17 protein-coding genes are annotated in these 22,617 nt (G+C 46.8%); 5 read left to right on the top strand and 12 right to left on the bottom strand.

Going from position 1 to position 22,617, the window contains the following annotated elements:
• The first annotated feature begins 420 nt into the window (after positions 1–420).
• Entirely contained in the window at positions 421–2,577 is a 2,157-nt protein-coding gene (locus MHB43_RS05170; RefSeq protein WP_221818865.1) for an alpha-amylase family glycosyl hydrolase, read from the top strand.
• A gap of 157 nt (positions 2,578–2,734) precedes the next feature.
• Here MHB43_RS05170 and MHB43_RS05165 read toward each other — a convergent pair whose 3' ends face one another.
• The 4 genes from MHB43_RS05165 to MHB43_RS05150 all read right to left on the bottom strand — a co-directional run bounded on the left by MHB43_RS05165 (position 2,735) and on the right by MHB43_RS05150 (position 7,904).
• Positions 2,735–4,021: an MFS transporter gene (locus tag MHB43_RS05165; RefSeq protein WP_221818864.1), complete on the bottom strand. Its 1,287-nt coding sequence runs from the start codon at positions 4,019–4,021 to the stop codon at positions 2,735–2,737.
• A 148-nt stretch (positions 4,022–4,169) separates the two neighbouring features.
• Positions 4,170–5,006 (bottom strand): sugar ABC transporter permease, encoded by an 837-nt coding sequence (locus MHB43_RS05160; RefSeq protein ID WP_221818863.1) that lies wholly within the window; start codon positions 5,004–5,006, stop codon positions 4,170–4,172.
• Positions 5,003–6,358 carry a sugar ABC transporter permease gene (locus MHB43_RS05155; RefSeq protein WP_221818862.1) on the bottom strand — a complete coding sequence of 452 codons (1,356 nt, stop codon included), beginning with the start codon at positions 6,356–6,358 and terminating at the stop codon, positions 5,003–5,005. Before MHB43_RS05155 ends, MHB43_RS05160 begins: the two co-directional genes overlap by 4 nt.
• Before the next feature lie 259 nt (positions 6,359–6,617).
• Positions 6,618–7,904, bottom strand: a complete 1,287-nt coding sequence (locus tag MHB43_RS05150) for a maltose ABC transporter substrate-binding protein (protein ID WP_221818861.1) — start codon at positions 7,902–7,904, stop codon at positions 6,618–6,620.
• A 445-nt stretch (positions 7,905–8,349) separates the two neighbouring features.
• Between MHB43_RS05150 and MHB43_RS05145 the strand changes: the two genes are divergently transcribed.
• Complete coding sequence (locus tag MHB43_RS05145) at positions 8,350–9,384, top strand: LacI family DNA-binding transcriptional regulator (RefSeq protein ID WP_339306978.1); 1,035 nt, start codon at positions 8,350–8,352, stop codon at positions 9,382–9,384.
• Between the two features lie 171 nt (positions 9,385–9,555).
• Here the strand turns inward: MHB43_RS05145 and MHB43_RS05140 are convergent, their stop codons facing one another.
• Positions 9,556–10,314: an SDR family oxidoreductase gene (locus tag MHB43_RS05140; RefSeq protein ID WP_339182225.1), complete on the bottom strand. Its 759-nt coding sequence runs from the start codon at positions 10,312–10,314 to the stop codon at positions 9,556–9,558.
• A 192-nt stretch (positions 10,315–10,506) separates the two neighbouring features.
• Between MHB43_RS05140 and MHB43_RS05135 the strand changes: the two genes are divergently transcribed.
• Positions 10,507–11,106 (top strand): TetR/AcrR family transcriptional regulator, encoded by a 600-nt coding sequence (locus tag MHB43_RS05135; RefSeq protein ID WP_405131485.1) that lies wholly within the window; start codon positions 10,507–10,509, stop codon positions 11,104–11,106.
• 248 nt (positions 11,107–11,354) lie between these two features.
• Here the strand turns inward: MHB43_RS05135 and MHB43_RS05130 are convergent, their stop codons facing one another.
• From MHB43_RS05130 to MHB43_RS05105, 6 genes are all read right to left on the bottom strand, one after another.
• Positions 11,355–12,119, bottom strand: coding sequence for an SH3 domain-containing protein (locus tag MHB43_RS05130; RefSeq protein ID WP_221818858.1), 765 nt, complete (start codon positions 12,117–12,119; stop codon positions 11,355–11,357).
• Between the two features lie 277 nt (positions 12,120–12,396).
• Positions 12,397–13,536, bottom strand: coding sequence for a toxic anion resistance protein (locus MHB43_RS05125; RefSeq protein WP_017690481.1), 1,140 nt, complete (start codon positions 13,534–13,536; stop codon positions 12,397–12,399).
• A gap of 199 nt (positions 13,537–13,735) precedes the next feature.
• Complete coding sequence (locus tag MHB43_RS05120; protein ID WP_221818857.1) at positions 13,736–15,424, bottom strand: VWA domain-containing protein; 1,689 nt, start codon at positions 15,422–15,424, stop codon at positions 13,736–13,738.
• A gap of 12 nt (positions 15,425–15,436) precedes the next feature.
• Positions 15,437–16,168 (bottom strand): hypothetical protein, encoded by a 732-nt coding sequence (locus tag MHB43_RS05115; protein ID WP_313771416.1) that lies wholly within the window; start codon positions 16,166–16,168, stop codon positions 15,437–15,439.
• A 396-nt stretch (positions 16,169–16,564) separates the two neighbouring features.
• Positions 16,565–17,131: a Uma2 family endonuclease gene (locus MHB43_RS05110; protein WP_405131484.1), complete on the bottom strand. Its 567-nt coding sequence runs from the start codon at positions 17,129–17,131 to the stop codon at positions 16,565–16,567.
• 84 nt (positions 17,132–17,215) lie between these two features.
• Complete coding sequence (locus MHB43_RS05105) at positions 17,216–19,537, bottom strand: beta-L-arabinofuranosidase domain-containing protein (protein WP_221818854.1); 2,322 nt, start codon at positions 19,535–19,537, stop codon at positions 17,216–17,218.
• Between the two features lie 182 nt (positions 19,538–19,719).
• Here MHB43_RS05105 and MHB43_RS05100 point away from each other — a divergent pair, with 182 nt between their 5' ends.
• Together MHB43_RS05100 and MHB43_RS05095 are read left to right on the top strand one after the other, a co-directional pair.
• Positions 19,720–20,484: a helix-turn-helix domain-containing protein gene (locus MHB43_RS05100; RefSeq protein ID WP_405131483.1), complete on the top strand. Its 765-nt coding sequence runs from the start codon at positions 19,720–19,722 to the stop codon at positions 20,482–20,484.
• Between the two features lie 129 nt (positions 20,485–20,613).
• Positions 20,614–21,126 (top strand): GNAT family N-acetyltransferase, encoded by a 513-nt coding sequence (locus MHB43_RS05095; protein WP_405131482.1) that lies wholly within the window; start codon positions 20,614–20,616, stop codon positions 21,124–21,126.
• 140 nt (positions 21,127–21,266) lie between these two features.
• Here the strand turns inward: MHB43_RS05095 and MHB43_RS05090 are convergent, their stop codons facing one another.
• The gene (locus MHB43_RS05090) at positions 21,267–22,310 is read right to left on the bottom strand and encodes a 2,3-butanediol dehydrogenase (protein WP_405131481.1); all 1,044 of its coding nucleotides are present in this window, start codon (positions 22,308–22,310) and stop codon (positions 21,267–21,269) included.
• Between the last annotated feature and the right edge of the window lie 307 nt (positions 22,311–22,617).

The following is a 22,617-nucleotide window of genomic DNA, read 5'->3' as shown; positions in this document are numbered from 1 at the left end:
ATTCGACTGCATAATACAAATAACCCCGCCTCAGAAGAGACGGGGTTGTCCCAAAACACACGTAAGTGTTCCGGGATACATAGCCCTTATATTGTGAATCTGCGAATAGTTTAAATCCCCGGACATGCTTTTGTAAACATAAAAATAGAAAATAAATGCTCTCAAAAAAGTTATTGACATAAGATCCAATATTTCTTACGATAACGTTGTGATCATAACTCGAGGGCCATGCTTTTAAACCAGAGCGGTTTAGGACAACCCCGGTAACTCCTGAAGGAGATACCGGGGTTGTTGGCGTGTCAAAAGGAGGGAAGTCTCCAATCCACTGTGTAACACTCCGTTGTATTGAAAGCGCTGTTATTCAAGAGCCAGGTTGGTTGTTTATCTAAACTACTACATTCACGAGAAGGGTGGATTACTATGTTTCAAATGGCCAAACGCGTACTCCTCAGCACAACACTGACACTCAGTTTACTTGCAGGAGGCGCACTTCCCTATCTGCCTGCTTCCGCGATCTATGCCGATGCGGATACCGCGGTTACCAACAAGCAGAACTTTAGTACAGACGTCATCTATCAGATCTTTACGGACCGCTTCCTGGACGGCAATCCTTCCAACAATCCTACCGGAGCTGCCTACGATGCCACTTGTAGTAACCTGAAGCTGTATTGTGGCGGCGACTGGCAGGGTTTGATTAACAAAATCAACGATAACTATTTTAGCGATCTGGGCGTAACGGCATTGTGGATCTCCCAACCGGTTGAAAATATCTTCGCTACCATCAACTACGGCGGCGTGATTAACACAGCGTATCATGGCTACTGGGCACGTGATTTCAAGAAGACCAATCCGTATTTCGGAACAATGGCTGACTTTCAAAATCTGATTACGACTGCTCATGCCAAAGGCATCAAGATCGTAATTGACTTTGCACCAAACCACACGTCTCCTGCCATGGAAACCGATACGTCCTTTGCTGAGAATGGCAAGTTATATGATAACGGTAATCTTGTTGGCGGATACACGAATGATACGAATGGATATTTCCATCACAACGGCGGCTCCGACTTTTCCTCCCTGGAGAATGGAATCTACAAAAACCTCTACGACCTCGCTGACCTGAATCACAACAACAATACCATTGACCAATATTTCAAAGATGCAATCAAGCTCTGGCTTGATATGGGCGTGGACGGCATTCGTGTAGATGCGGTGAAACATATGCCTCTCGGCTGGCAAAAGAGTTGGATGTCCTCCATCTATGCACATAAACCTGTATTCACCTTTGGTGAATGGTTCCTGGGATCTGCTGCATCCGATGCGGATAACACAGAATTTGCCAACGAATCCGGGATGAGCCTGCTTGATTTCCGCTTTAACTCTGCCGTACGTGATGTCTTCCGGGATAACACTTCCAATATGTATGCTCTGGATTCGATGATTACAGGCACAGCGGCAGATTACAATCAGGTGAATGATCAAGTTACGTTCATCGACAACCATGATATGGATCGGTTCAAAACAAGTGCCGTGAACAATCGTCGTCTGGAACAAGCGCTGGCCTTCACGCTGACTTCACGCGGCGTACCTGCCATCTATTATGGTACCGAGCAGTATCTGACGGGTAACGGGGACCCTGATAATCGGGCCAAAATGCCTTCCTTCTCCAAAACAACCACTGCCTTCAACGTGATCAGCAAGCTGGCCCCTCTGCGCAAATCCAATCCAGCAATCGCCTATGGCTCCACTCAGCAGCGCTGGATCAATAATGATGTGTACGTCTATGAGCGCAAATTTGGCAAAAGTGTAGCTGTTGTTGCGGTGAACCGTAATCTCTCCACACCAGCAAGCATTGCGAATCTAAGCACTTCACTGCCAACAGGCAACTACACCGATGTATTGGGCGGTGCACTGAACGGTAATAACATCACTTCCACCAATGGCAACGTCTCTTCCTTCACACTGGCAGCTGGTGCAACAGCGGTATGGCAATATACAACGAGCGAGACAACACCAACGATCGGACATGTAGGTCCGGTGATGGGCAAACCGGGTAATGTCGTTACGATTAGCGGACGCGGATTCGGTTCCACCAAAGGCACGGTATACTTCGGTACATCAGCCGTTACCGGTGCAGCCATTACATCCTGGGAAGATACACAGATTAAAGTTACGATCCCAGCTGTTGCCGCAGGCAATTATGCTGTAAAAGTAGCTGCGAATGGCGTCAACAGCAATGCGTATAACAACTTCACCATCCTTACGGGTGATCAGGTCACTGTACGATTTGTCATTAACAATGCTTCCACCACACTGGGTCAGAACATCTATCTGGCAGGTAACGTGGCAGAACTGGGCAACTGGAGTACGGGTACAACAGCTATTGGCCCTGCTTTCAATCAGGTTATCCACGCCTACCCAACTTGGTACTATGATGTGAGCGTGCCTGCCGGGAAACAACTGGAGTTCAAATTCTTCAAGAAAAATGGTGCAACCATTACGTGGGAAGGTGGTTCCAACCACACGTTCACCACACCAACCAGCGGTACAGCGACTGTAAATGTAAACTGGCAATAGGATATTCAGTCCACAAGGTAACCCGGAGTTACGCTAACGCAGCGTATGCTCCGGGTTTTGCTGTACCTAGCGAGCTTGCTTAGATTGCTTCTATCCTCTCTCTGTTGAATGTGTACATGTGGGTTCAATTCATATCATTTTGATGTATCTTAGAATGTTATTGATAGGTTCGAATCGACTTCAATGTTGTAGCAGCCAGAATACCTGTCGCCAGCAGTAATATGCCCACGCCTTGCAGCACAGAAGCTGCGCCCCATTGATCTGCCAATACGGAGACTACCGTTAATCCCAGAATAGGCGCTGTACTGGTGATTGTTCCAACCACGCCATAGACCCTTCCTTGCAGCTCGTCCGGAACGGCTGTCCTCAGCATAATCTGGGTGAGCATCGTACAGCAGGCGAACATCGCACCTCCGCCCACGATGAACGGTAACGCCATGATTGGTGAGGATACATTCGCCAAAAAAATATAAAGCGGCCCTAATACAATCAGACCGATAAATACCCATCTCCCTCTTTGCTTCAATCGTTTTCCCGAAGCAATCAACAGCGCAGAGCCAATCATGTATCCCAGCGGAATACAGGTCTCAATTAATCCAAACTGTACCGGATTTGCCTCCCATACCTTAACCGCCATCACTTGAACCAGCATCATCGCAGACATGAAAAACAAAATCAGCACGGGATTGAGCAATACGATGGATCGAATCAGACGATTCCGATAGATGTAGCCAAACGAACTGCGCCACTCCTGAGCAAACGTGGTCTGTTGACTAACGGATCGCTGCACCTCTGGAAAGCGGCCCGCCATCACTACACATACTGCAGACAACAGGAAGGTTGCCCCTGTAATTAATATGGCAACGAATCCGCCAAATGCAGCAACAGCCACTCCCGCTGCGGCTAGTCCACTGATCCGGGCAAGATTATCTACCATATGAATGGTTCCGGTTGCTTGTTGAATATGCTCCCTGCCTACCATACTTGCTACAGAGGCGTGGAATGCAGGTGCCTGAAAAAGACTTGAAAACATGGATAGCGAAAGCAACAACAGCACCACCGGGAACGGCGCATGCCAACCGAACAAGCTAATCGCAATCATTATAGCCATTACGCCCCGAAATACATCCGAGGCCAGCATCAGCTTCCTGCGATCCAATCGGTCTGCAACCGTACCCGCCACCGATCCAAACAGAAAACTGACGGCCATATTGCAGATCTGTACGGCTGCCATGCTCTTTGCACTCCCCGTGGTCTGTAACACCCACAGGCTGATCGCAATCCCATTGAAGCAATCCCCGAAGACCGAGATCCCGTAGCCGTACAATATCCTCCGAAAGGTAACATTACGCCAAAGTGTTGCTGGAGCTATAGTATTATGCAATGCAGCTTGTCCATCTTGGTATCCGATAATCTCGGGCTCACTGGACGGGTTCATGCCCATATATCACGTTCCTCCCTAATCATCATTCGAGCCCATGCAGAATCAGGCACTTCCGCTGCAGTGCCAGTCGATAAAGACATGACATCACGGAAGTGCCTGGTTAAAGTGCCGCAGGGATCGCGGCTGACTATGCTGTTATGGCACGGTATTACCCCTTCGAAGCTCCTGCCGTCAGACCCTGAACAAGGAATCGTTGCAGGAAAACGAACAGCAGTGTAATTGGAATCGCGATCAGTACCGCACCCGCAGCAAACATCGTAAAGTTACTGTCCTGATAACGGTTGACCAGATCCCACATACCCACCGCAAGCGTCCAGTTCTCCTTTGTCCGCAGCACCAGCCGGGCGAAGATAAAGTCCATCCATGCACCCGTGAAACTGGTTAGTGCCACATAAGTCAGCATCGGCTTGGATAAAGGCAGGATGATGCTGGTGAATACCCGCAGGTGACTTGCACCATCCATGCGGGCCGCTTCATCCAGACTGCGGGGAATCGTATCAAAGAAACCTTTGACGATAAATCCGCCCAGTACCGCCCCTGAAGAATAGACCAGGATGAGCGCAGCGTGGGTGTCGAGCAATTTAATTTGCAGCAAAATGATATAGATGGCAATCATGCTCATGAAACTCGGGAACATGCCGAGGATTAGCATGGTGGAGAGAATCGTTTTACGTCCACGGAAGCGGAAGCGGGACAAGGCATACATCCCGAGTGTCACCATCAACGTGGAGAAGATCATTGTGAAAAAGGCAATTTTCAGCGTATTCATATACCATCTGCCGTACATAAAGGACGGGTTATTGAACAGCTCCCCGTAATGGGTCAGCGTGAAAGCTTCCGGCCATAACCGCTCACTGAACAATGCCGCACCGGGTCTCAGGGAAGAGAGAAAGATCCAGAGTACCGGATAGATGGAGACAACGGCGATGATCAGCAACAGCACATAACTCAGGGCCACACGCAGCGGATTATTACGTGTCTTCATTGAATCATGTCCTCCTCCTTGAATGATTTGGAGCGGCGGAAGTTCCAGATAGAGAATGTAGCGATAATAAGGAAGATGATAATGCCTACCGCTGAAGCCATGTTGAATTTGTTATTGTCGAGCGTGAGCTTGTAGAGCCAGGTCACCAGCAGGTCCGTTGCCCCTGCGTACTGGTAGTCTCCCCGCAGTGGATTTCCATTGGTCAGCAGGAAGATGACATTGAAGTTGTTGAAGTTTCCGGCGAATTGCATGATGAGTACCGGGGTTGTGGCAAAAAGAATGAACGGCATGGTAATGATCCGGAATTTCTGAAACGCAGATGCTCCGTCCACTTCGGCAGCCTCATAGAGGTCACGAGGGATGGCTGTCAATACACCCAGAATCAACACCATACTGACCGGAATACCGATCCACATGTTGACGACAATAACGGTGACCTTAGCCCAGAATGGATCTGTCAGCCAAGGCAATCCTTCCAGTCCAAATGCTCTCATATACGTATTGATTGGACCAAACTGACCATTGAACAGATTACGCATGAGCAGCAAGGAGATGATCTGTGGGATCGCATAAGGCAAAATAAAAATCGTCCGCCACAGCTTCTTGAAGCGTATGCCACGCTGTTCAATCAACAGTGCTACTAACACGCCGCCAAAATAGGTGGTGACTGTCGCCAAGATGGCCCAGATGACCGTCCAGGTCAGAACGCCGTAGAATGTCTGACTCCAGGATTTCAGCTGGATCAGATCACTGAACGTCTTGAAGCCTACCCAGTCCACGAGTTTTGCTGGCGGAATATGATCCGGGGCCGAATAGTTGGTAAACGCGATCGTGATCGTAAACAGGATGGGCATAACGGTGAAGAAAAGAATGCCCAGGGCCGGGATGGACAGGAACAGATACGGAAAGTTTTTGTCCATCATGTTCCGAAGCGATGCCGCTGCGCCTAGGGTCTGTTTGCCTTCCTCCCTCGCAAGCCCCGTGACGTACGCATCCCGAATATTCAAGATGTAGATTAAGATAAACACAAAAAACACCAGCAGTACGATAATGCCATCAAGCAGCAAAAAGATGGAATGGTCTCCCCTTTGAAGTACAGTGGACCCATTCACTTTGACAAAACGCTGTGTATTTTCCCCCAGTGTCCATATGCCCCATACGGCCTGTGACAGGCGAGGAAGCAGGTACGCAAGCCCTGCTCCCTCCAGTAACAGTAGACAAATCCCCTTAATCCATTGTCGATTGTACAGCTGTCCAAGACCTTGCAGTATGATGGAACATATGGCCGCTGTCATCCGATGCTGTCTTTCCGTGTTCGGTCCAACAGGCACCGGGACATGCTGCTGTTGCATTCGCTCTCTCCTCCCCGCCTATTGCTAACCTGCATACATTGAACAAAAGTGTACTTACACTGACCACTCCGATGACAGAATAAGCTTCCGATCGCTGTTATCCCCAGATTTTTTTCGATCCCTTTTCCAAAAGGGAAAATCCGGTGATAAAGGCGCACGTTTTACTTCTTCATCTTTCTTCTGTCCTCTACGTTTTTGTGTAAATATGAAGTTCAATTTATGCAGCTCTTATGCATATCTTCGCATTCGTCGTTCGTCCTTATTGGACGGTTGCAAGGCTTTCCTGGATCTGTTTCACGGCGTTATCCAGTGATGCCTTCACGTCCTTTTCGGTATCCCATATATCCGTAATGGCCGAAGTGATCGGTCCCCATACGCTGTCCATGGCAGGAAGCGAAGGCATTGGAGTTGAGTTGTTGAACTGTTCCAGGAACGCCTTGTTGATTGAGTCCTCTTGCAACTTCGGATCAGCAGCTACGTTTTTGTTCGCAGGAAGTGTACCGTTCAGGTCAAAGTTCTCCATCTGGGCCTCTTCATTGGAAAGGAACGCTGCCAATAGCTTCGACGCATTCGGATATTGCGTAAATGCATTCACATAATAGGCTTTAACGCCTGAGAAGGAGGTCATCGGTTTGCCATCAATTGCCGGAAGCGGAGCAACGCCAAAATCAATACCTGCATTGCGATAATCGGCAATGGTCCACGGACCATTAATGTCCATAGCGAGTTTTCCGCTGGAGAATAATCCTTTTTTGATATCATAGTTCACGTCACCCATCTTAAGCGGCAGCACCTCCGACTTCAGCGTCTGCAGGAACTGTCCACCCTTCTGGGCTCCTTCGTTATTCAGACCGAGATCCGCGCTGTCCATTCCGTTGTCTCCAAAAATATAACCGCCCTGTGAAGCCAGGAATGCATAGTTATAATAAAACTGCTGCAATTCCCACATCAGTGCGTACTGATTGGACTTCACATTATTGAACGTCTTGGCGAAACTGATAATCTCATCAAAGTTTTTCGGAGCTTCCGGATAGAGTGCCTTGTTATAGAAAAGGGCGTAGGTCTCCACGCTGTACGGATAGCCGTACAGGATATCCTTGAACGTCACTGCCTTCAGCGCGTTGTCGCTGGTGTTCTCTACGGTTTCTGCTTCGAATATGTCATTGGGCAGAATAAGTCCCGCCTCTGAAGCGCTACCAATCTTATCATGCGGGAAAACAACAACATCTGCCGCCAGACCCGCTGGGCCATCCGTCGTCAGCTTGGTTACCTGATCGGTTGGAGGTAATTCCTCCATTTTGACCGTTACCCCATATTTTTCTTCGAATTTTTTGACCCTTTGTTCAATAAAGCTGCTTTGATTTTTATCCTCCCAGATCACCAGGGTCGCCCCTTCTTCCGGTTGAAGGTTCTCGGCTGTCAGCTCTACAACTTCCTCCGGATTCTCACCTGCCGTTGTTGGAGATGGACTTCCGCCTCCAGCCCCGCACGCAGCCAGTGTAAAAGCCATCATGACGGACAATGTTGCCCCTTGCCATTTTCTCATGTAAAATGTCCCCTTCCCTCTGCTTGGTCCAACAAAGTTCGCGCTTTTCACCCTTTTGTCTGCGTATGTTGTCAGGTTCTGCACCCCATATCCCCTTTTGTACAAACGTTTGCTCAAATGGAAGACAAGATGACCTCTCCGTTCAATATGTAGGGGTAAACAAGTCAAGAAGTATGTAAATCCACTGATGTAAGCGCTACAATAACAATCACATCATACAATAACAAACTTTATTTGCACAAACGTTTGCACAAGCCATATTTGCTCAATTTCAACCATTTTCTTTCTTCTACCTACAGTAATTTCCTGTTTCCTTGTTCTGACTCTTTCTTCCTTAATATTACTTCATGAGTATCCCTTACTCGGCAGTTAGCAATTGATTTCTCGTATCCTTTGGATTACCATAGGAGAATATTTATACGATTGTTCAGAAGGGATTTTTTACATGATTACGATCAAGGATATTGCCAAATTGGCGGGTGTTTCCCCTTCTACAGTGTCACGGGTGATTTCCAACCATCCCAGAATCAGCACCAAGACATCTCTCAAAGTGAAGCAAATCATGAAAGAATTAAACTACCATCCCAACATCATCGCGAAGAGCCTGGTTTCCAAAACAACACATACCCTTGGGATTATGCTTCCGCGTCCTGCAGAAGAGTTGTTTCAGAATTACTTTTTCGGGGAACTGCTGCGAGGTATTATTACACATGCCACCCGTATGAATTATGAATTGCTGCTAACAACCGAAACATCATCAGACAATGAACTGCATGCAATATCACGCCTTGTTCATGGCCGTAGAGTGGATGGCATTCTACTGCTTGGGTCCAAACGAGACGATCCCATCATTTCTTTTTTGGAAGCGGAAAAGTTTCCTTTTGTGTTAATCGGTCGCAGTGAAGCTCATCCAAATGCCCCCATGGTGGATAACGATAATGTGCAGACCGCTTATGATGCGACTCATCATCTGATCGCTCAGGGCCATACCCGAATCGGATTTGTCAGCGGTCCTCCGGACATTACGTTATCGCATGATCGTATGTTAGGATACCAAAAAGCGCTTGCCCACGCCGGGCTGGATGCGGATAGTGACTGGATTGTGGAAGGTGAATTTCTGCAGGAAAGTGGATTTAGAGCGATGTCGCTGTTCATGTCCTTGCCGGACAGACCCACCGCAATTGTTGTCATCGATGACAATGTGGCCTTCGGGGTATTGAGGGCTCTTGCGGAGCTTCATTATCTGGTGCCTGAAGATATCAGTGTGGTCAGTTTTAACAATATTGCATTATCGGAACTGGCTTCTCCACCCCTAAGCTCTATCGACATCGGGACTTATCAGCTTGGTTATACAGCCGTTCAGGTACTGTTAAAAATTCTTAGTGGGGAACCACAGCTTCATAATCCGGTCATTATCCCCCATCGTCTGATCGTGCGCGAATCCTCACTCTTTTCCAAGCCAAAGCCACCCTCAGATTGACTCATTTCGAATATTCGCGTAGTAATGCAAACGTTTGTCCTACACGGAATATGATGCTGTTATCCACCGTACGTAGGTGCATAGGTGCAAAAAAGAAGCCGCATATACACATGCGGCTTCCTTAATTCACACACTATTTCCGTACTCCATGCTTGTCTGCGCTTGAATGGATTAGTAAGAGCTCCACCCAGCATCTGCTGTAACGACAGTTCCATTCACGAAGCTGGACTCGTCAGATCCAAGGAACAAAGCCACTTTGGCGATCTCTTCGCTCGTCCCGATGCGTGGGTTAATTGCCATCCCAAGCTGTTGCCGCCCTGCACCGAAATGGCTAATACCTGTCATGGAAGAGCTGATATTGGTTGCCACAGCGCCTGGAGCGATTGCATTACAGCGAATGCCTTGCTCAGCATACATATAGCCTGTATTTTTGGTGAAGCCCACAACCGCATGTTTGGACGCCGTATAGGCTGCCCCTGCACGTCCGCCGTGTAGGCCCCCTGCCGAAGCAATATTCACGATGATACCTTTTTGTTTTTCCAGGAAAATCGGCAATACTTTACGTGTTGTCCGCATCACACTGGTTGTGTTCACAGCGAACAATCTCTCCCACTTCTCATCCGTTACATCTGCTGCCGGCTCCATGCCATCCATAATTCCCGCATTGTTAACCAGAATATCTACTGTACCGTATGTGCTAACTGTCGTATCGATCAGATTTTGCACATCTTCTTCTTTGGCTACATTGGCCAGAACGACAATTGCTTCTCCGCCCCGTGCTTTAATATCATTAACTACCGCTTGTGCGGACTCTTCGTTAATATCCGATACGACGACTTTCGCGCCTTCTTGAGCATACAACGTGGCAATTGCTTTCCCCATACCTGAACCAGCACCTGTAACAACTGCAACTTTATCTTGAAGTTTCATTCCATGTATCCTCCTTTGTGTATTCGTTTACAATAAGTTAACAAACAAATGTTCATTAACTCTTATCCTTAGTATAATAAGTCATAGCGTTTTACTTCAATCAGTAAAAGCTTGCCCAGTTGTACGTTAAACAACACTATTAAGCCCGAATGTACTTTAATTAATAAAGTGAACTCGCGAGGAGGTAAATAGATGTCTGAAACTATGAATTCGATGGACCGAAGAATTAAAAAATCAAAAGCTGCACTGAAGGATGCACTCATCCATTTGATGCAAAAACATCCCTTTAAAGAAATTTCGATTACGGATATTGTGCAGCGTGCCGACCTGAATCGGGGAACTTTCTACAGGCACTATCAGTACAAAGAAGACCTGTTCAACGAAATCATCAATGATGTGATTCAGGATCTGGTGACTTCTTTTCGTAAACCCTATCAGGATGAGGAAGAGTTCCAAGTCAATCTGATGCCCTCTTCGGCGATCACTATATTTGAGCATGTGCACCAACATGCACAATTCTACACATTGGTTGTAAAATCTGAGGCCTCCTCCAACTTCCAGCGTATGATCTGTGATGTTCTTCGGGATCTGGCCTTACAGGATCTGAACCACATCTTCCCGCAGCACATCAACCATGAAATATTGGCAAGTTACCAATCTCATGCGATATTCGGCATGATCATGGAGTGGATCAGACAGGATTTCAAACACAGCCCCGCTTACATGGCCGAGGAGTTGTTCAAGATCATCCATTACAAGCCGGATAACACTTTAAGGCGTCCCCCTGTATAGAAGTCTCCTTCTTAGCCGTTGATCCATATTGCCAAAATAAAAAGAACGGTTGAATCGGCAGGTTACCCTGCGTTCAACCGTAATTTGCGGATGTATCTTCCATATATGTATTTCTAATACCCTAGTGAGTAAATTCAGCAAAGAAGCTGGTGCTCCTCAGGCTCTGGTCCGTCTAGACTGTGTGAATGTAGCAAAATGCTAATATGAATCTCTTGTAAAGTTGGTATATAAAGATTCTAGTCTCCCGTCTACCAAGTGATTACTTTGCCGCTAATCCATCCGTACTTCCCACTACTTGTCCATACTTCGTACCACGTACGACCATCCGATGGATCATAAACGGAACCGCCCCAGTGCTCCAATTGATCTCCTTTGTCCACAACGGCAACAGCAGATCCGTTGATCGAAGGTATATCTCGCATATTTGCATGGGCCACCGATACGGTCACGAACTGCGCTTTAGATGTGGAATACGCATTTCCTTCGTAATAACGACCATCCGATTGCTTCACCACTTTACTGCTCACCCATCCGATGCTTCCATCCGAAATACTTATCTGATACCAGGTACGACCGTCCGAGGGGTCAAAATTTTTGCGGTGCAAATATACAGCTTCATCGTCTTGGTATAGGATACCTACTGATCTTGCATGGATACTAGGTGCAACGCGCAGATTTATTTCTGAAGACGTTGGCTTCAGATAATCAATACTTTGTTCTGCTGACGTCTCAGACACAGCGTAGCTTGCTTCTTCCTTAAGCTTCTCTACTGCTATTTCCTGAGCCGTATCTTCTTGAACCTTGTTAACTTCCGTTTGAGCTTCACTCTTCGAGTCAACCGCTAGCTCTACCTGCTCTCCGCCTTGAACTACATCTGACTGTATAACTGGTTTGGTTGTCTCCTGTAATTCTTGGCTCTTCCCTTCTTCCTTAATGGTAATCTCAATCCCGCCACAACCGCTCAATACAATAGACGCTCCCAGCAGTATGGCAAACACCTTCTGACCCTTCATCGTATCCCTCTATTTCTGTATATAGTTAGTCCAACTCCCCGGCTACAAGCCTCTTTAATTTTAATTCAATTGGCTATAATTGTATATGGAGATTCCATCAATAGTTGGATTAAAAGACTAAGCAGCTCCCCATCAGCAATAAGTAGATCAGAATGATTCTGTTCGTCGAAATTCGGTACCCGCGAGCAATGCCATGAATTATACAAAGCTGACATCAAAAAAAGACTCCCGAGGGAGTCTTTTCCGGCAGATTATGTCCTTGGCCTTAATCTGCTCACTACAGCCCCAGCTTTTGCCCTTTCTCCAACCGCTGAATCTGTTGCTCCCCGGTATCCGCAAGTTCACGGAACTGGTTAATCGTCTCACGCATTCTTGGCAGGGCTTCCTGCTTATAAAGACTGATTGAATCGAGTGCTGACAACACATCGGTAAACGCCTGTTTCATCGTATCCACGGAGATGCTGGCTTCATACGCCTGCTTCTGGATGGCAATCCCCTGATCCTTGAGCATCTTGGATGTTCCGGCGATCAGATCATTGGTTGTCTGGTTCAGCAATTCAATTTTCTGCAATACAATCTTCTGATTATACAAAGCACTCGCTACAGTTACGGCAATTTTCAGTGCTGAGATGGTTACATTCTTCGCCCTGTCTACGCCTCGGATCAGTTCCTTGTTGTTGCGGATCACTACTTCGATCGCCATGATGCCCTGCTGGTTCACAACCAACATCTGTTGCAGGTCCATCACACGCTGACGAAGCGGGAACAGCACTTCTTCCGTAATAAAACGAACTTTCTCGGGGTCTTCATTGCGGACCTTGGCCGCTTCAATCTGTGCATCGATGGACTCATCCATAAGCACGCCAAGTTGAATCTCCTTTTGCAATCGTTTGGTGAGTTCCCGCAGGTTCTGTTGTTCAATCTCCAGGGTTGTATTGTCGTTACGCAGGGTGGATCTGCCTTTATCCAAGGAGGTTACGATGTCAGCGATGACTGCGTCAGCCTTCTGGTATTTCAGGAAATAGGCGCGAAGCGGATTGAACAATTTCCCGAGGAAACCGGTCTTGGCAAAGTCGACCACGCTTGGGTCGAGATCCTTCAGTTGCATATGCAGCTCGGTCAAACCTTTGGCGACCTGACCGCCCTCGTCTCCCGTCTTGGACAGATGTCCAACGGAGACTTGAAGCAAAGCGTTTTTCTCAGAAGAGGATCTCATCGTGTTCATGCCAAAGCCGTCAATGGATTGCAAAATCTCTTTGCGCTTCTCCAGGGATTCGAGATCCAGTGTCATGATCATCTCTACGTTGGCATTTGCCACTTGTTGAAGCTCCGCGACCTCGGCGGGCACGGGTTTCACTTCTTCTTCGATCACCTTCTGAATTTCCTTCTGGCTCGGTATTTCCATTGAAAATGACATCTACAATTCCCCCTTTAAATACGTGCTGTAAAATGATTGATATTCCACGCGAGTGACTCCGATTGCAGTACCATCCTCCGATCGCTGTTATCCCCAGATTTCTTCATCTTCCTCTTTAATCGGTTGAAATCTAGTGATAAAGGCGAACGCTATGCTTCTTCAGATCGGTTCTGCACTCTACGTCTTCGTATTAATAAATTTACATCTGTACGTTAAACAGGTTTCCGATCTTGTATACGACATCGTCGGTATCGGCATTGATGCTTGCAGCCTCGTTAATGCTGGAGATGCTCTCCAAAGCCTTGATGTCCGCATTGTATCCAATCGTATAGATCGGCACTTTGTACGTCTCGACCAGATCCCGGATATCCTTCAGGGTATGACCTTCGTTGGTCTCACCATCACTCAGGACAAAAATCAACGGCTTCACGTTTGGATTAGCAGCCATATAATCTTCCAGCATCTTCATTGCCACTACGATCCCATCAAAAGTCGCCGTACCGCCACCAGCTTGCAGACTATCGACTGTTCCGACAAACATGGACTGCTGGTTCGTATCATACTTGGCAATTGGCAGATTCACAGTTACCCCGCTAGAGTAAGAAACCAATCCAATACTGTTCTCTGTGCCCAGATACTTCTGACCTTTGCGCAAAGACTCCTTCAGTCGGTTAAGCGGCTCGCCGTCCATACTTCCGGACACGTCTGTCACGAACACGGCAGCAATAGGTTTACTGCCATTCTTCTTCTCTTTCCAGACTTTCTGCGCGGACAGCAACGTACCGCCATCCACGGTAGCCAATTCGGATTTGTAATCCTGCAAACCGTTGAAACCAAATTCTTCCGCCGATTGTTGGTACTTCGCCTGGGTTACGAATTCCGCAAACTTCTGGATAATCTCCTGTTTGTTCTGCGGCAATTGTCCCAATGCATACAACGGGCTATCATGTCTCACACCAAATGGTGTAAAGACGTATCCACTCTTCAGATCAGCGGTATTCACATACGTCTGGTATTCGAGTACAAAGGCATCCAGTCTGCCTGACTTGGCAGCTTCCCGCATCTGAATCGTTGTTGAGGCTGTAAACGGTACATTCGTCTGGAATTTTTCAAACCCTTCAATGGCCTTCTCGCCAAGCGGGTTGGCGCTGTCATACGTATTCAGTGCAGTCACCAGGAAATTAAGTCCTGTGGAGCTGGCAAATGGATCGGTATATCCCATCGCGAGTTCATTGTTGGCAATGGCTTCGGTTACGGTTTTTACATTAACGGAACCGTACGTATCAACCAGTGCATCATATTTGGCTTTGGAGATGACAATACCCGGAACATTCCCAACCAATCGCTCGGATACCATCTCCGTCTTCACCCCACTAGCCTCAACCATCTCGCCCCACAGTTCATTGGAAGGTGTGAATGCATCCGGCATATACTTACCAGACTTGATATAATCGGTGGCCGTACCAGAGGCAATGTTGCGAATTTTGACCGACACCTGTTTGCCACCAATGGTAATATTAGCTTTGTTGAACTCCTCGCCCACTTCGGTTAACCAGCCGTCTACCCCGCTGCCCGACTTCTCTGTGGAAGAAAAGATTTCGACGTAATCATTTGTTGTATTCTCTACAGCAATTGCGAATTTGGAGATATCCGGCAGTGATTCTGCCACATCGACCGGGTCGAGATCAATCTGTCCTTTGACCGGTTCCGCCGTCGCTGGCGCAATGTCCGCGTACAGTTTCCCCAGTTCCTTACCTGCATTCTCTGTGCTCACCTGTGTGGTTGACTTGCCAAAGTTCGATGTTAGTGTAATTCCTGCATAGACCAGACCAAATACGAGTACCAGCATCACGATTGATATGAAAAAAAACTTTCCCTTCTTGGCCATACGAGCAACCCCTCACTGTCTGTATAATTTGGTGTGCTTGATTAACTGATCAATCTCCTGCATACAAGGCATCTGTTCAATATCTCCGGCTTCAAAGCTGTCGAGGCGTGAAATCTCCAGTAACAACTGATCGAGCTTGAGCAAGATTTCCTCATTGGTGTGTAATGCATTTTTCACATAAGACAGATAATCGTTGTATACCTTGGTTTTTTCCTGAAAAAGCTTCTGGGGAAGTGTTGAGGATTTGGATTTCATCATGTTGGCATAGTCAGCTTCATCAAATACATTCAATCGGTTCAGCACACTGCGGATGTTCAGGTACAACAGCTTCTCCACTTCCAGTGTGACCGAAGCAAATTTCTTGTAGCTCAGTTCTCCTGGATCAAACCGTTGATGAAGCACATTCAGGAGGGTTTCTTTTTTCTTTTTCATTCGACTAAGTTGGGACAGCCCCAGCGTAATATCTTCTTCGAGAACTTTAATGCGCCTATAAAAAGATAAGGCTTCCACATAATCTTCATGCGTTTCAATATGCTTCACAGGCAGGACTACCGGTTGTCTGAACAGCAAGGTGTAACTCCCATATAGGAGTGCCATTGCACTGCCGAACAGAAGGGTAACGGATAGTGCAGTTGTGAATGCACCCTCATCGAAGTTCAGCCCGATGAAGCCGGGTGAGAATGCCAGAACATTCACAGCCACAATACAGAGGATTAATCCGAACAATTTTATGTACTTGATCATGTTCAATCATCCGACCTCCTTTCATGTTATATATTGGTGCTTGATGTCGTAATTTTCCTGTTCAACTTATTCTTATTGTACATGATGTTAACGCTCTCAGGTGGATATGATTGGATATTTGGATACTCATAATATACGTGGTTTGGGCTTATCCCATTTCATATTTTCAGGGACAACGTAGAACTTGGCAGGAAATTTGGTGGTCAATCCATTAAAAGTGAGTTTTACGAGACAGCAGATTGTGGAGAAGAAATGTTATCAGGTAATACGTGGAAAATAGCTATGCGTGTCATTTTTTATATAAGACTTGTCTGAAAAGGAGTAATGCAAAAAGGACAAATCGGAGCTCATCCGGTTTCGTCCCTTTTGCGTTGGTTCATCATTTTCGTGCTTCCACTACCTCAGTTTGAACAACGACTCCAGCGAAATGCGCAAGTCAGGACACACGACGGATTGAATCGTTTCCTGCTCTGTATATAGATGACGGGTCTGGTAACTGCCATCCTCCAGCGTGTACACATGGACGGTTTGATTGCCGGGGTCAACAATCCAATATTCGTTCACACCATATTTCTGATACAAGTTAAATTTTTCGTTGAAATCCTTTAACGCAGTAGAAGGCGATAACACCTCTATAATTAAAGAAGGTGCACCGTGGCAGCCACTTTTGGAAATCTGGTCTTTCGAGCACACCACCGATAGGTCAGGTTGTACAATTTGATCTGGTACATCATATTGTTCATTTTCGCTAAAATACACATCGAAAGGGGCTACAAACACGAAACATTTCCGATTCTGAAAAAAAGTCCGCAAGGAGAAGTACAGCTCACCCACAATAAACTGGTGCGATGAAGTAGGTACTGGCGACATATTAAAAGCTTTGCCGTTAATTAATTCCCAAGATCCTTCCCATGTTAACCAATCCTGAAAGTTATAAGTACCTTTATCGTCGGGTTTTGCCACACTTCCATCCTCCTCTTCCAACGAACCGTAATTTATCTCCATTATAACATTGTGTTTTTGCGCCTTTTCACACCATGCCTCTTATTATGAAAAGATGGATTCCGGTTTGCTCCGCGTGGTGCGTACCTCTACAACTTTCCCGGCACAGCCATTGTCACCCTTCGCTTGGAACATGACCGTAACATTCTCCTTGCCCGAAGTAACGGTCTCAGGAATATCATAGGTCACATAGAATACGTCGCCGATTTTGTTCATATGAATTCGCTGCTCTCCAATGCGTGTGCCATCCACGGTAATGGTGAATTGTCTGTTATATAACGTACCTTCCCGTTCAAATGTCGAATAATCTCCGCCCCAATAGGCCACACATAGATAATTGGATGCCGTTCGATCCACTGCCAGTTGGTAACTGAAGTAAGCCCCATTGACGCCAAAAGCTTCTCGCCACATATGCAACTTCTTACGTCCATCTGTGGTTGAACCGTTGTGATGCTCCCCACGGCAGTTGCTATCCAGTTGATGTCCGATCTCATCCTGCTGACCATCCGCCTGAACCCTGTCGATCGTGATATCGTTCAACTCTTTCTCCAGCGCATCCCCTTCATCGTTAAACGGCCAGTAAACGGTATAAAATTCATGATGCACATCATAGAAAGGAATGAGCTTCACGGCTTCGCCCGTCGAAGTGACATCCTTGCTAAGTTCAAATGTTAACGTATCTGCATCTACAACCTTAATCCACTCTCGTACATCCTCCTGCTCTGTCCAGATCACAGGTACGGGAGCAGTCTTGGGATTCAGCGCTGTTTCGTCCACAATCGTATCCTCAGGGAGCCCCTCGTTTCCTAGTGCACCAGCGAGCACTATTGGTCCGTACAGGAATGCCACTTTGTGGGCATCATCCCGTGAAGTGTGCTGGCGGAGTGACATCGGCAGTGTGATTGTGATGACATCGCCCGCTGTCCATGTGCGGTCGATGGAAAGATAGCCGGGTTCCATCCGTGTATACGGATGCTCCGTATCCCCGTTGACGGTTGCCGTCATTGGCTCTTGCAGCCATGAGGGCAACCGTAGTCTTAGATGGGCCGAGGCGCTGCCTCCGGTGATCGTCAGGGTTACCTTTTCCGAATAAGGAAAGTCGGTTTCGAGCTTCAGGGATATACCCTGAGACGTCCAATCCAGCTGGGAAGCGATATACAGGTTGACGTACAGGTCTTGCTCGTCTTCGAAATAGATGGCCTCGGCATATTTGCCCGGATTCTCCATGCCTGATCCTGTACAGCACCACCAAGCCGTATCGTGTGTACCATAGATTTTGTAGTGACCTTGCAGCGTTGAGGCAAAATACGTTTTGTTCCCCGTATCCGGGTCCTGCGTGCCCAGGATGTGATTATAGATGGCATTTTCATAATAGTCCATGTAGGCGCTATCGTGATTCCAGGCGAAAAGTTGTTTCGTCAGATGCATCATGTTGTGGGTACAGCAGCTCTCTCCTGTCTTGATCCCGAGACTCTCCATACCCTTCGCTTCATAATGCTCCGATATGCTCGTTGCACCAAATACGTAAGAACGATGATGCACCGTGGTGTTCCAGAAAAACTCTGCCGCTGTCCGATAACTCTCATGAGTATGGTCCTGATTGTAGATTTCGGCTGCACCGATCACTTTGGGAATCTGCGTATTGGCGTGTTTGCCTTGAAGATCATCCTGTTTGCGCTCCAAGGGTCTCAGGATCAATTGATGGGTGAACTTGTTAGCAATCTCAAGATATAAGGCTTTGCCGGTAATCCCATACAAATGTGCAAATACTTCATTCATGCCCCCGTGTTCACTTTGAAGCATCGTCTGCATCTGTTCTTCTGTCATCGGGAGCAAACCTTCTACTGCCCAATCTGCAAATCGAGTAACCACCTCAAGTGCCTGTCCGTTGCCAGTCAGTTTATAGGCATCAATCAGGCCGCGATAGATTTTGTGCACACTATACCAGGGAACCCAGTATTCACCGATGTTGAATCCACCGATATTCTCTGCTCGAAAAGCCATGTGGAATGCTTCTTCGGACAAACCGCCGATATATCCGCTCCCCGTAGTCTGCTGGATTCTCGCCAGTTCGGTAACTGCATAATCCAACGTTTCTTTTAATGTGATATTTCCGGTAGCTTGATACGTCACAGCCAGCGCCGACAGATAGTGGCCGAGGGAATGCCCGCTGATGGAACGTGCCTCCCACCCCGCGTAGCGTTCTTTTCGGGCCGGTAACCCATGAGCTTCGAAGCATGGAGCCAGGAATCGATCCATATCCAGCGATAACAGGTAACGCTCCCCCACTTCTTGTGATGTTTGGAACACACCATTTAACAGATCTACATGTTCCGGTCCCAGAAATCCTTTTTTCGTATCAATCATGACACTCACTCCTTCTCGGGATGTAATAGATATCCATTCATTCTTGAGGGGTAAAATCCGTGTTCTGTTCCATAAGGCTAATACTCAACAATCTACTTCAGAGCTTGAATATCCTCATATTATCAAATAAAATACAATTACATCAGACTCATAATCCAAGAAAAGGTGGATAAATCCGTCCTATGCAAATGCCACTGGAACATTACCTGTGCGGCAAGTTCATATCCGAAGGCAACTGGAGCCACATGAGACGCAGCATGCCCGTTCACGAGATCATTTTGATGCTGGAAGGTGAGATGTACATCGCGGAAGAAGAGGAACAATATGTAGTTCGTGCCAATGATCTGTTGTTTCTGCGCGCCGGTCGCACCCATTACGGCTACCAGATCAGCGACGCCCCCGTCAGCTTCTACTGGGTTCACTATGATGCCATGTTGCCTGAATTCAACCGGTTTAGGACACATGCCACCATCCAGGTCCCTTCCATGGCCAATCAGTTATTCAAGCAATTGCTGCATGTGTCATCCTTCTCACCCGAGGAAGCCAACGCTGCTTTGTTATTGTTGTTCAGAGAACTGGAGCGGAATATAGAGGCGGATTATCGCCCGCACAATGCAATTGTGGACCATATCTGCAAGTGGGTCGATATTCATCTGCATACAAACATCACGGTGAGTCAGATTGCGGAAAATTTTAATTTTAATAAAGACTATATCTCCAAAATGGTGAAACGTGAGAAAGGTACTGGACTCAAAACCTATATCCTCACAGAACGAATTCGCCGGGCGAAACAATTGCTGCTGAACACCAATGCCAGTGTAAAAGAAATCGCCGGACAATGCGGCTTCTCCGACTACAAGCTGTTCCTGCGCATGTTCAAACAATACGAAGGCAATACGCCAACCGAATATCGCAATCATCTGTATTCCACACAGCTTAATCGCTGATGTGCTCTGATCCATAGAAATGACTGAGTTAACTATAGAAAATTCGAATTAATCAGATGGAGTCAATTGTGGTAAAATGCAAGAAAACTATATTCCATACTTAACCTATAAGAGAAGAGGAATTATACGATGACAACGGCTGCCGTTACGATTCACCCTGCCACAGAAGCAGACCATCCAGAGATTGTAGATATCCTTGTTGCAAGTTATGCCGAGTATCGGGAGACTTTTGAGCAAAATGAACGATGGGAGGCCTACCTAAAAGATATTCGAGAGTCTGTGGTTAATCCGTACCTGACACAATTATGGATCGCGAAGATTGATGATCAGATTGTTGGTACAGTCCAATTATTTGAAACAGCACGCAACGCTTATCCCAACTTTGAATTGCCAATTGATTATCCGTTTATTCGGTTGCTGGGTGTTGATCCAAAATGGAGAGGTCACGGGATTGCCAGAGTATTGCTCCAGCAATGCGTAGATTCTGCCAAAGAAATGGGCAAAAATACGGTGTATTTATATACGGGCGGTCAGATGGTCAATGCCATCCGTTTATATGAGCGTTTTGGATTTACAGAGGATAAGGAATTCAGCTCCGAGAGTAGCGAGGGCAAGGCGATCTGTTACCGTTATGATTCCTAGTGATAGTGTTGGGTAACAGCAACACGGGATCAGCCAGCCGAGAATGAAATGTAAAAAAGACCGATCATTTTCATGACGGTCTTTTCTACGTTTATAAATGATCAATCAGCATCTGAAATGATGCATCGCTATTGATTTTTTTAGCCGCCAATCTCCACCAAAATCTTCGCATGGCTCTTGTCGCTCATCAACAGTTCAAGTCCTTCCTGCACGATGTCGTCTAGTTTGATTTTCTTGGTAATGACCTGTTTCACATCGAGAGATCCTTCCGCAATCAATGAAATTACTTCAGGGAAAATGTGGCGATATGCCAGCGTTGCCGTCAAATTCGCTTCTTTGACCAGAAGATCGAAGAAGTTCACTTGAAGCGGATTTGGAATCGCTGCGATGACAACAACTTCTCCGCCTTTTTTAACAACCGCAATGGCGCTATCCATCGTTGGCTGCACACCTGCTGCTTCATAAGCCACATCAATACCACCCGATTGTTGCAAGATCACCTCGGTTGCATTGACTTTGGCACTGTTCACCGGAATCGCTCCCAGCTTGGCTGCCAGGTCCAGACGTTCACCAAATACATCAACTGCATAGATTTCAGAGGCTCCTGCTGCTTTGGCAGACAGAATGGTCAATAATCCAATTGGACCTGCTCCGTATACGGCTACCTTGTTCCCCACTTTCAACTTGCTGTGACGAACCGCGTGAAAGGCTACTGCCGTAGGCTCTACGAGCGCGCCTTCTTCGAAAGATACGTTATCCGGTATGGGATGAACCATGTATGCTTCAACAACAACATACTCTGCAAAACCACCATCACCATTCAGTCCAACAAATCCAAATTGAGTACATTGGTTATAACGACCCTGGATACAGTATTCGCATTTTCCACAGTTGTACAACGGCTCTACCACAACACGATCCCCTACGCTGATACCGCTTACATTACTTCCCAATTCACTCACGGTTCCTGCAAATTCATGACCCAGTGTCAGTGGTGCTTTTTGTCCTGAGAGCGGATGATTCTCGCCTTCTTGAATCCCCACACCATGATGATAGGCATGCAAGTCACTGCCGCAGATCCCTGCATATTCCACTTTAATTTTGACCTGACCCGCTTGAGCAACCGGAACCTCCCGCTCTTCTACACGCACGTCTTTATGGGCATACCATACTGCTGCTTTCATGAAGTCCATCCCCTTTATATGATTGTCTATATAAGTTGAACTAGATATGTTACACCTGATCACGCTGATTGCAGTACCATCTTTCGATCGCTCTTATCCCCGGATTTTCTTCATTCCCTTGATCCAAGGGAAAAATTCGGTGATAAAGGCGCACGCTCTGCTTCTTCAGATTGGTTCTGCACTCTGCGTTTCTGGTGTAAAAGTTAAGGTTCTACTTATATAGTAAAGAACTATAACGCTTGTCTATATATTATATCGCTGTTCATGTATTATTCATATTTATAGATACTAATGTTAACATTAGTTG

Origin of the sequence: Paenibacillus sp. FSL H8-0317, from assembly GCF_045040685.1 — a bacterium.
Lineage (GTDB): Bacteria > Bacillota > Bacilli > Paenibacillales > Paenibacillaceae > Paenibacillus.
Note: the sequence above shows the minus strand (reverse complement) of the source record. Positions and strands in the feature narration are given on the sequence as shown.

What these genes read in the sequence shown, in the direction of transcription:
- MHB43_RS05170 (WP_221818865.1), top strand. Translation starts at nt 421, where the DNA reads ATGTTTCAAATGGCCAAACGCGTACTCCTCAGCACAACACTGACACTC.
- MHB43_RS05165 (WP_221818864.1), bottom strand. Translation starts at nt 4,021, where the DNA reads ATGGGCATGAACCCGTCCAGTGAGCCCGAGATTATCGGATACCAAGAT.
- MHB43_RS05160 (WP_221818863.1), bottom strand. Translation starts at nt 5,006, where the DNA reads ATGAAGACACGTAATAATCCGCTGCGTGTGGCCCTGAGTTATGTGCTG.
- MHB43_RS05155 (WP_221818862.1), bottom strand. Translation starts at nt 6,358, where the DNA reads ATGCAACAGCAGCATGTCCCGGTGCCTGTTGGACCGAACACGGAAAGA.
- MHB43_RS05150 (WP_221818861.1), bottom strand. Translation starts at nt 7,904, where the DNA reads ATGAGAAAATGGCAAGGGGCAACATTGTCCGTCATGATGGCTTTTACA.
- MHB43_RS05145 (WP_339306978.1), top strand. Translation starts at nt 8,350, where the DNA reads ATGATTACGATCAAGGATATTGCCAAATTGGCGGGTGTTTCCCCTTCT.
- MHB43_RS05140 (WP_339182225.1), bottom strand. Translation starts at nt 10,314, where the DNA reads ATGAAACTTCAAGATAAAGTTGCAGTTGTTACAGGTGCTGGTTCAGGT.
- MHB43_RS05135 (WP_405131485.1), top strand. Translation starts at nt 10,507, where the DNA reads ATGTCTGAAACTATGAATTCGATGGACCGAAGAATTAAAAAATCAAAA.
- MHB43_RS05130 (WP_221818858.1), bottom strand. Translation starts at nt 12,119, where the DNA reads ATGAAGGGTCAGAAGGTGTTTGCCATACTGCTGGGAGCGTCTATTGTA.
- MHB43_RS05125 (WP_017690481.1), bottom strand. Translation starts at nt 13,536, where the DNA reads ATGTCATTTTCAATGGAAATACCGAGCCAGAAGGAAATTCAGAAGGTG.
- MHB43_RS05120 (WP_221818857.1), bottom strand. Translation starts at nt 15,424, where the DNA reads ATGGCCAAGAAGGGAAAGTTTTTTTTCATATCAATCGTGATGCTGGTA.
- MHB43_RS05115 (WP_313771416.1), bottom strand. Translation starts at nt 16,168, where the DNA reads ATGATCAAGTACATAAAATTGTTCGGATTAATCCTCTGTATTGTGGCT.
- MHB43_RS05105 (WP_221818854.1), bottom strand. Translation starts at nt 19,537, where the DNA reads ATGATTGATACGAAAAAAGGATTTCTGGGACCGGAACATGTAGATCTG.
- MHB43_RS05100 (WP_405131483.1), top strand. Translation starts at nt 19,720, where the DNA reads ATGCAAATGCCACTGGAACATTACCTGTGCGGCAAGTTCATATCCGAA.
- MHB43_RS05095 (WP_405131482.1), top strand. Translation starts at nt 20,614, where the DNA reads ATGACAACGGCTGCCGTTACGATTCACCCTGCCACAGAAGCAGACCAT.
- MHB43_RS05090 (WP_405131481.1), bottom strand. Translation starts at nt 22,310, where the DNA reads ATGAAAGCAGCAGTATGGTATGCCCATAAAGACGTGCGTGTAGAAGAG.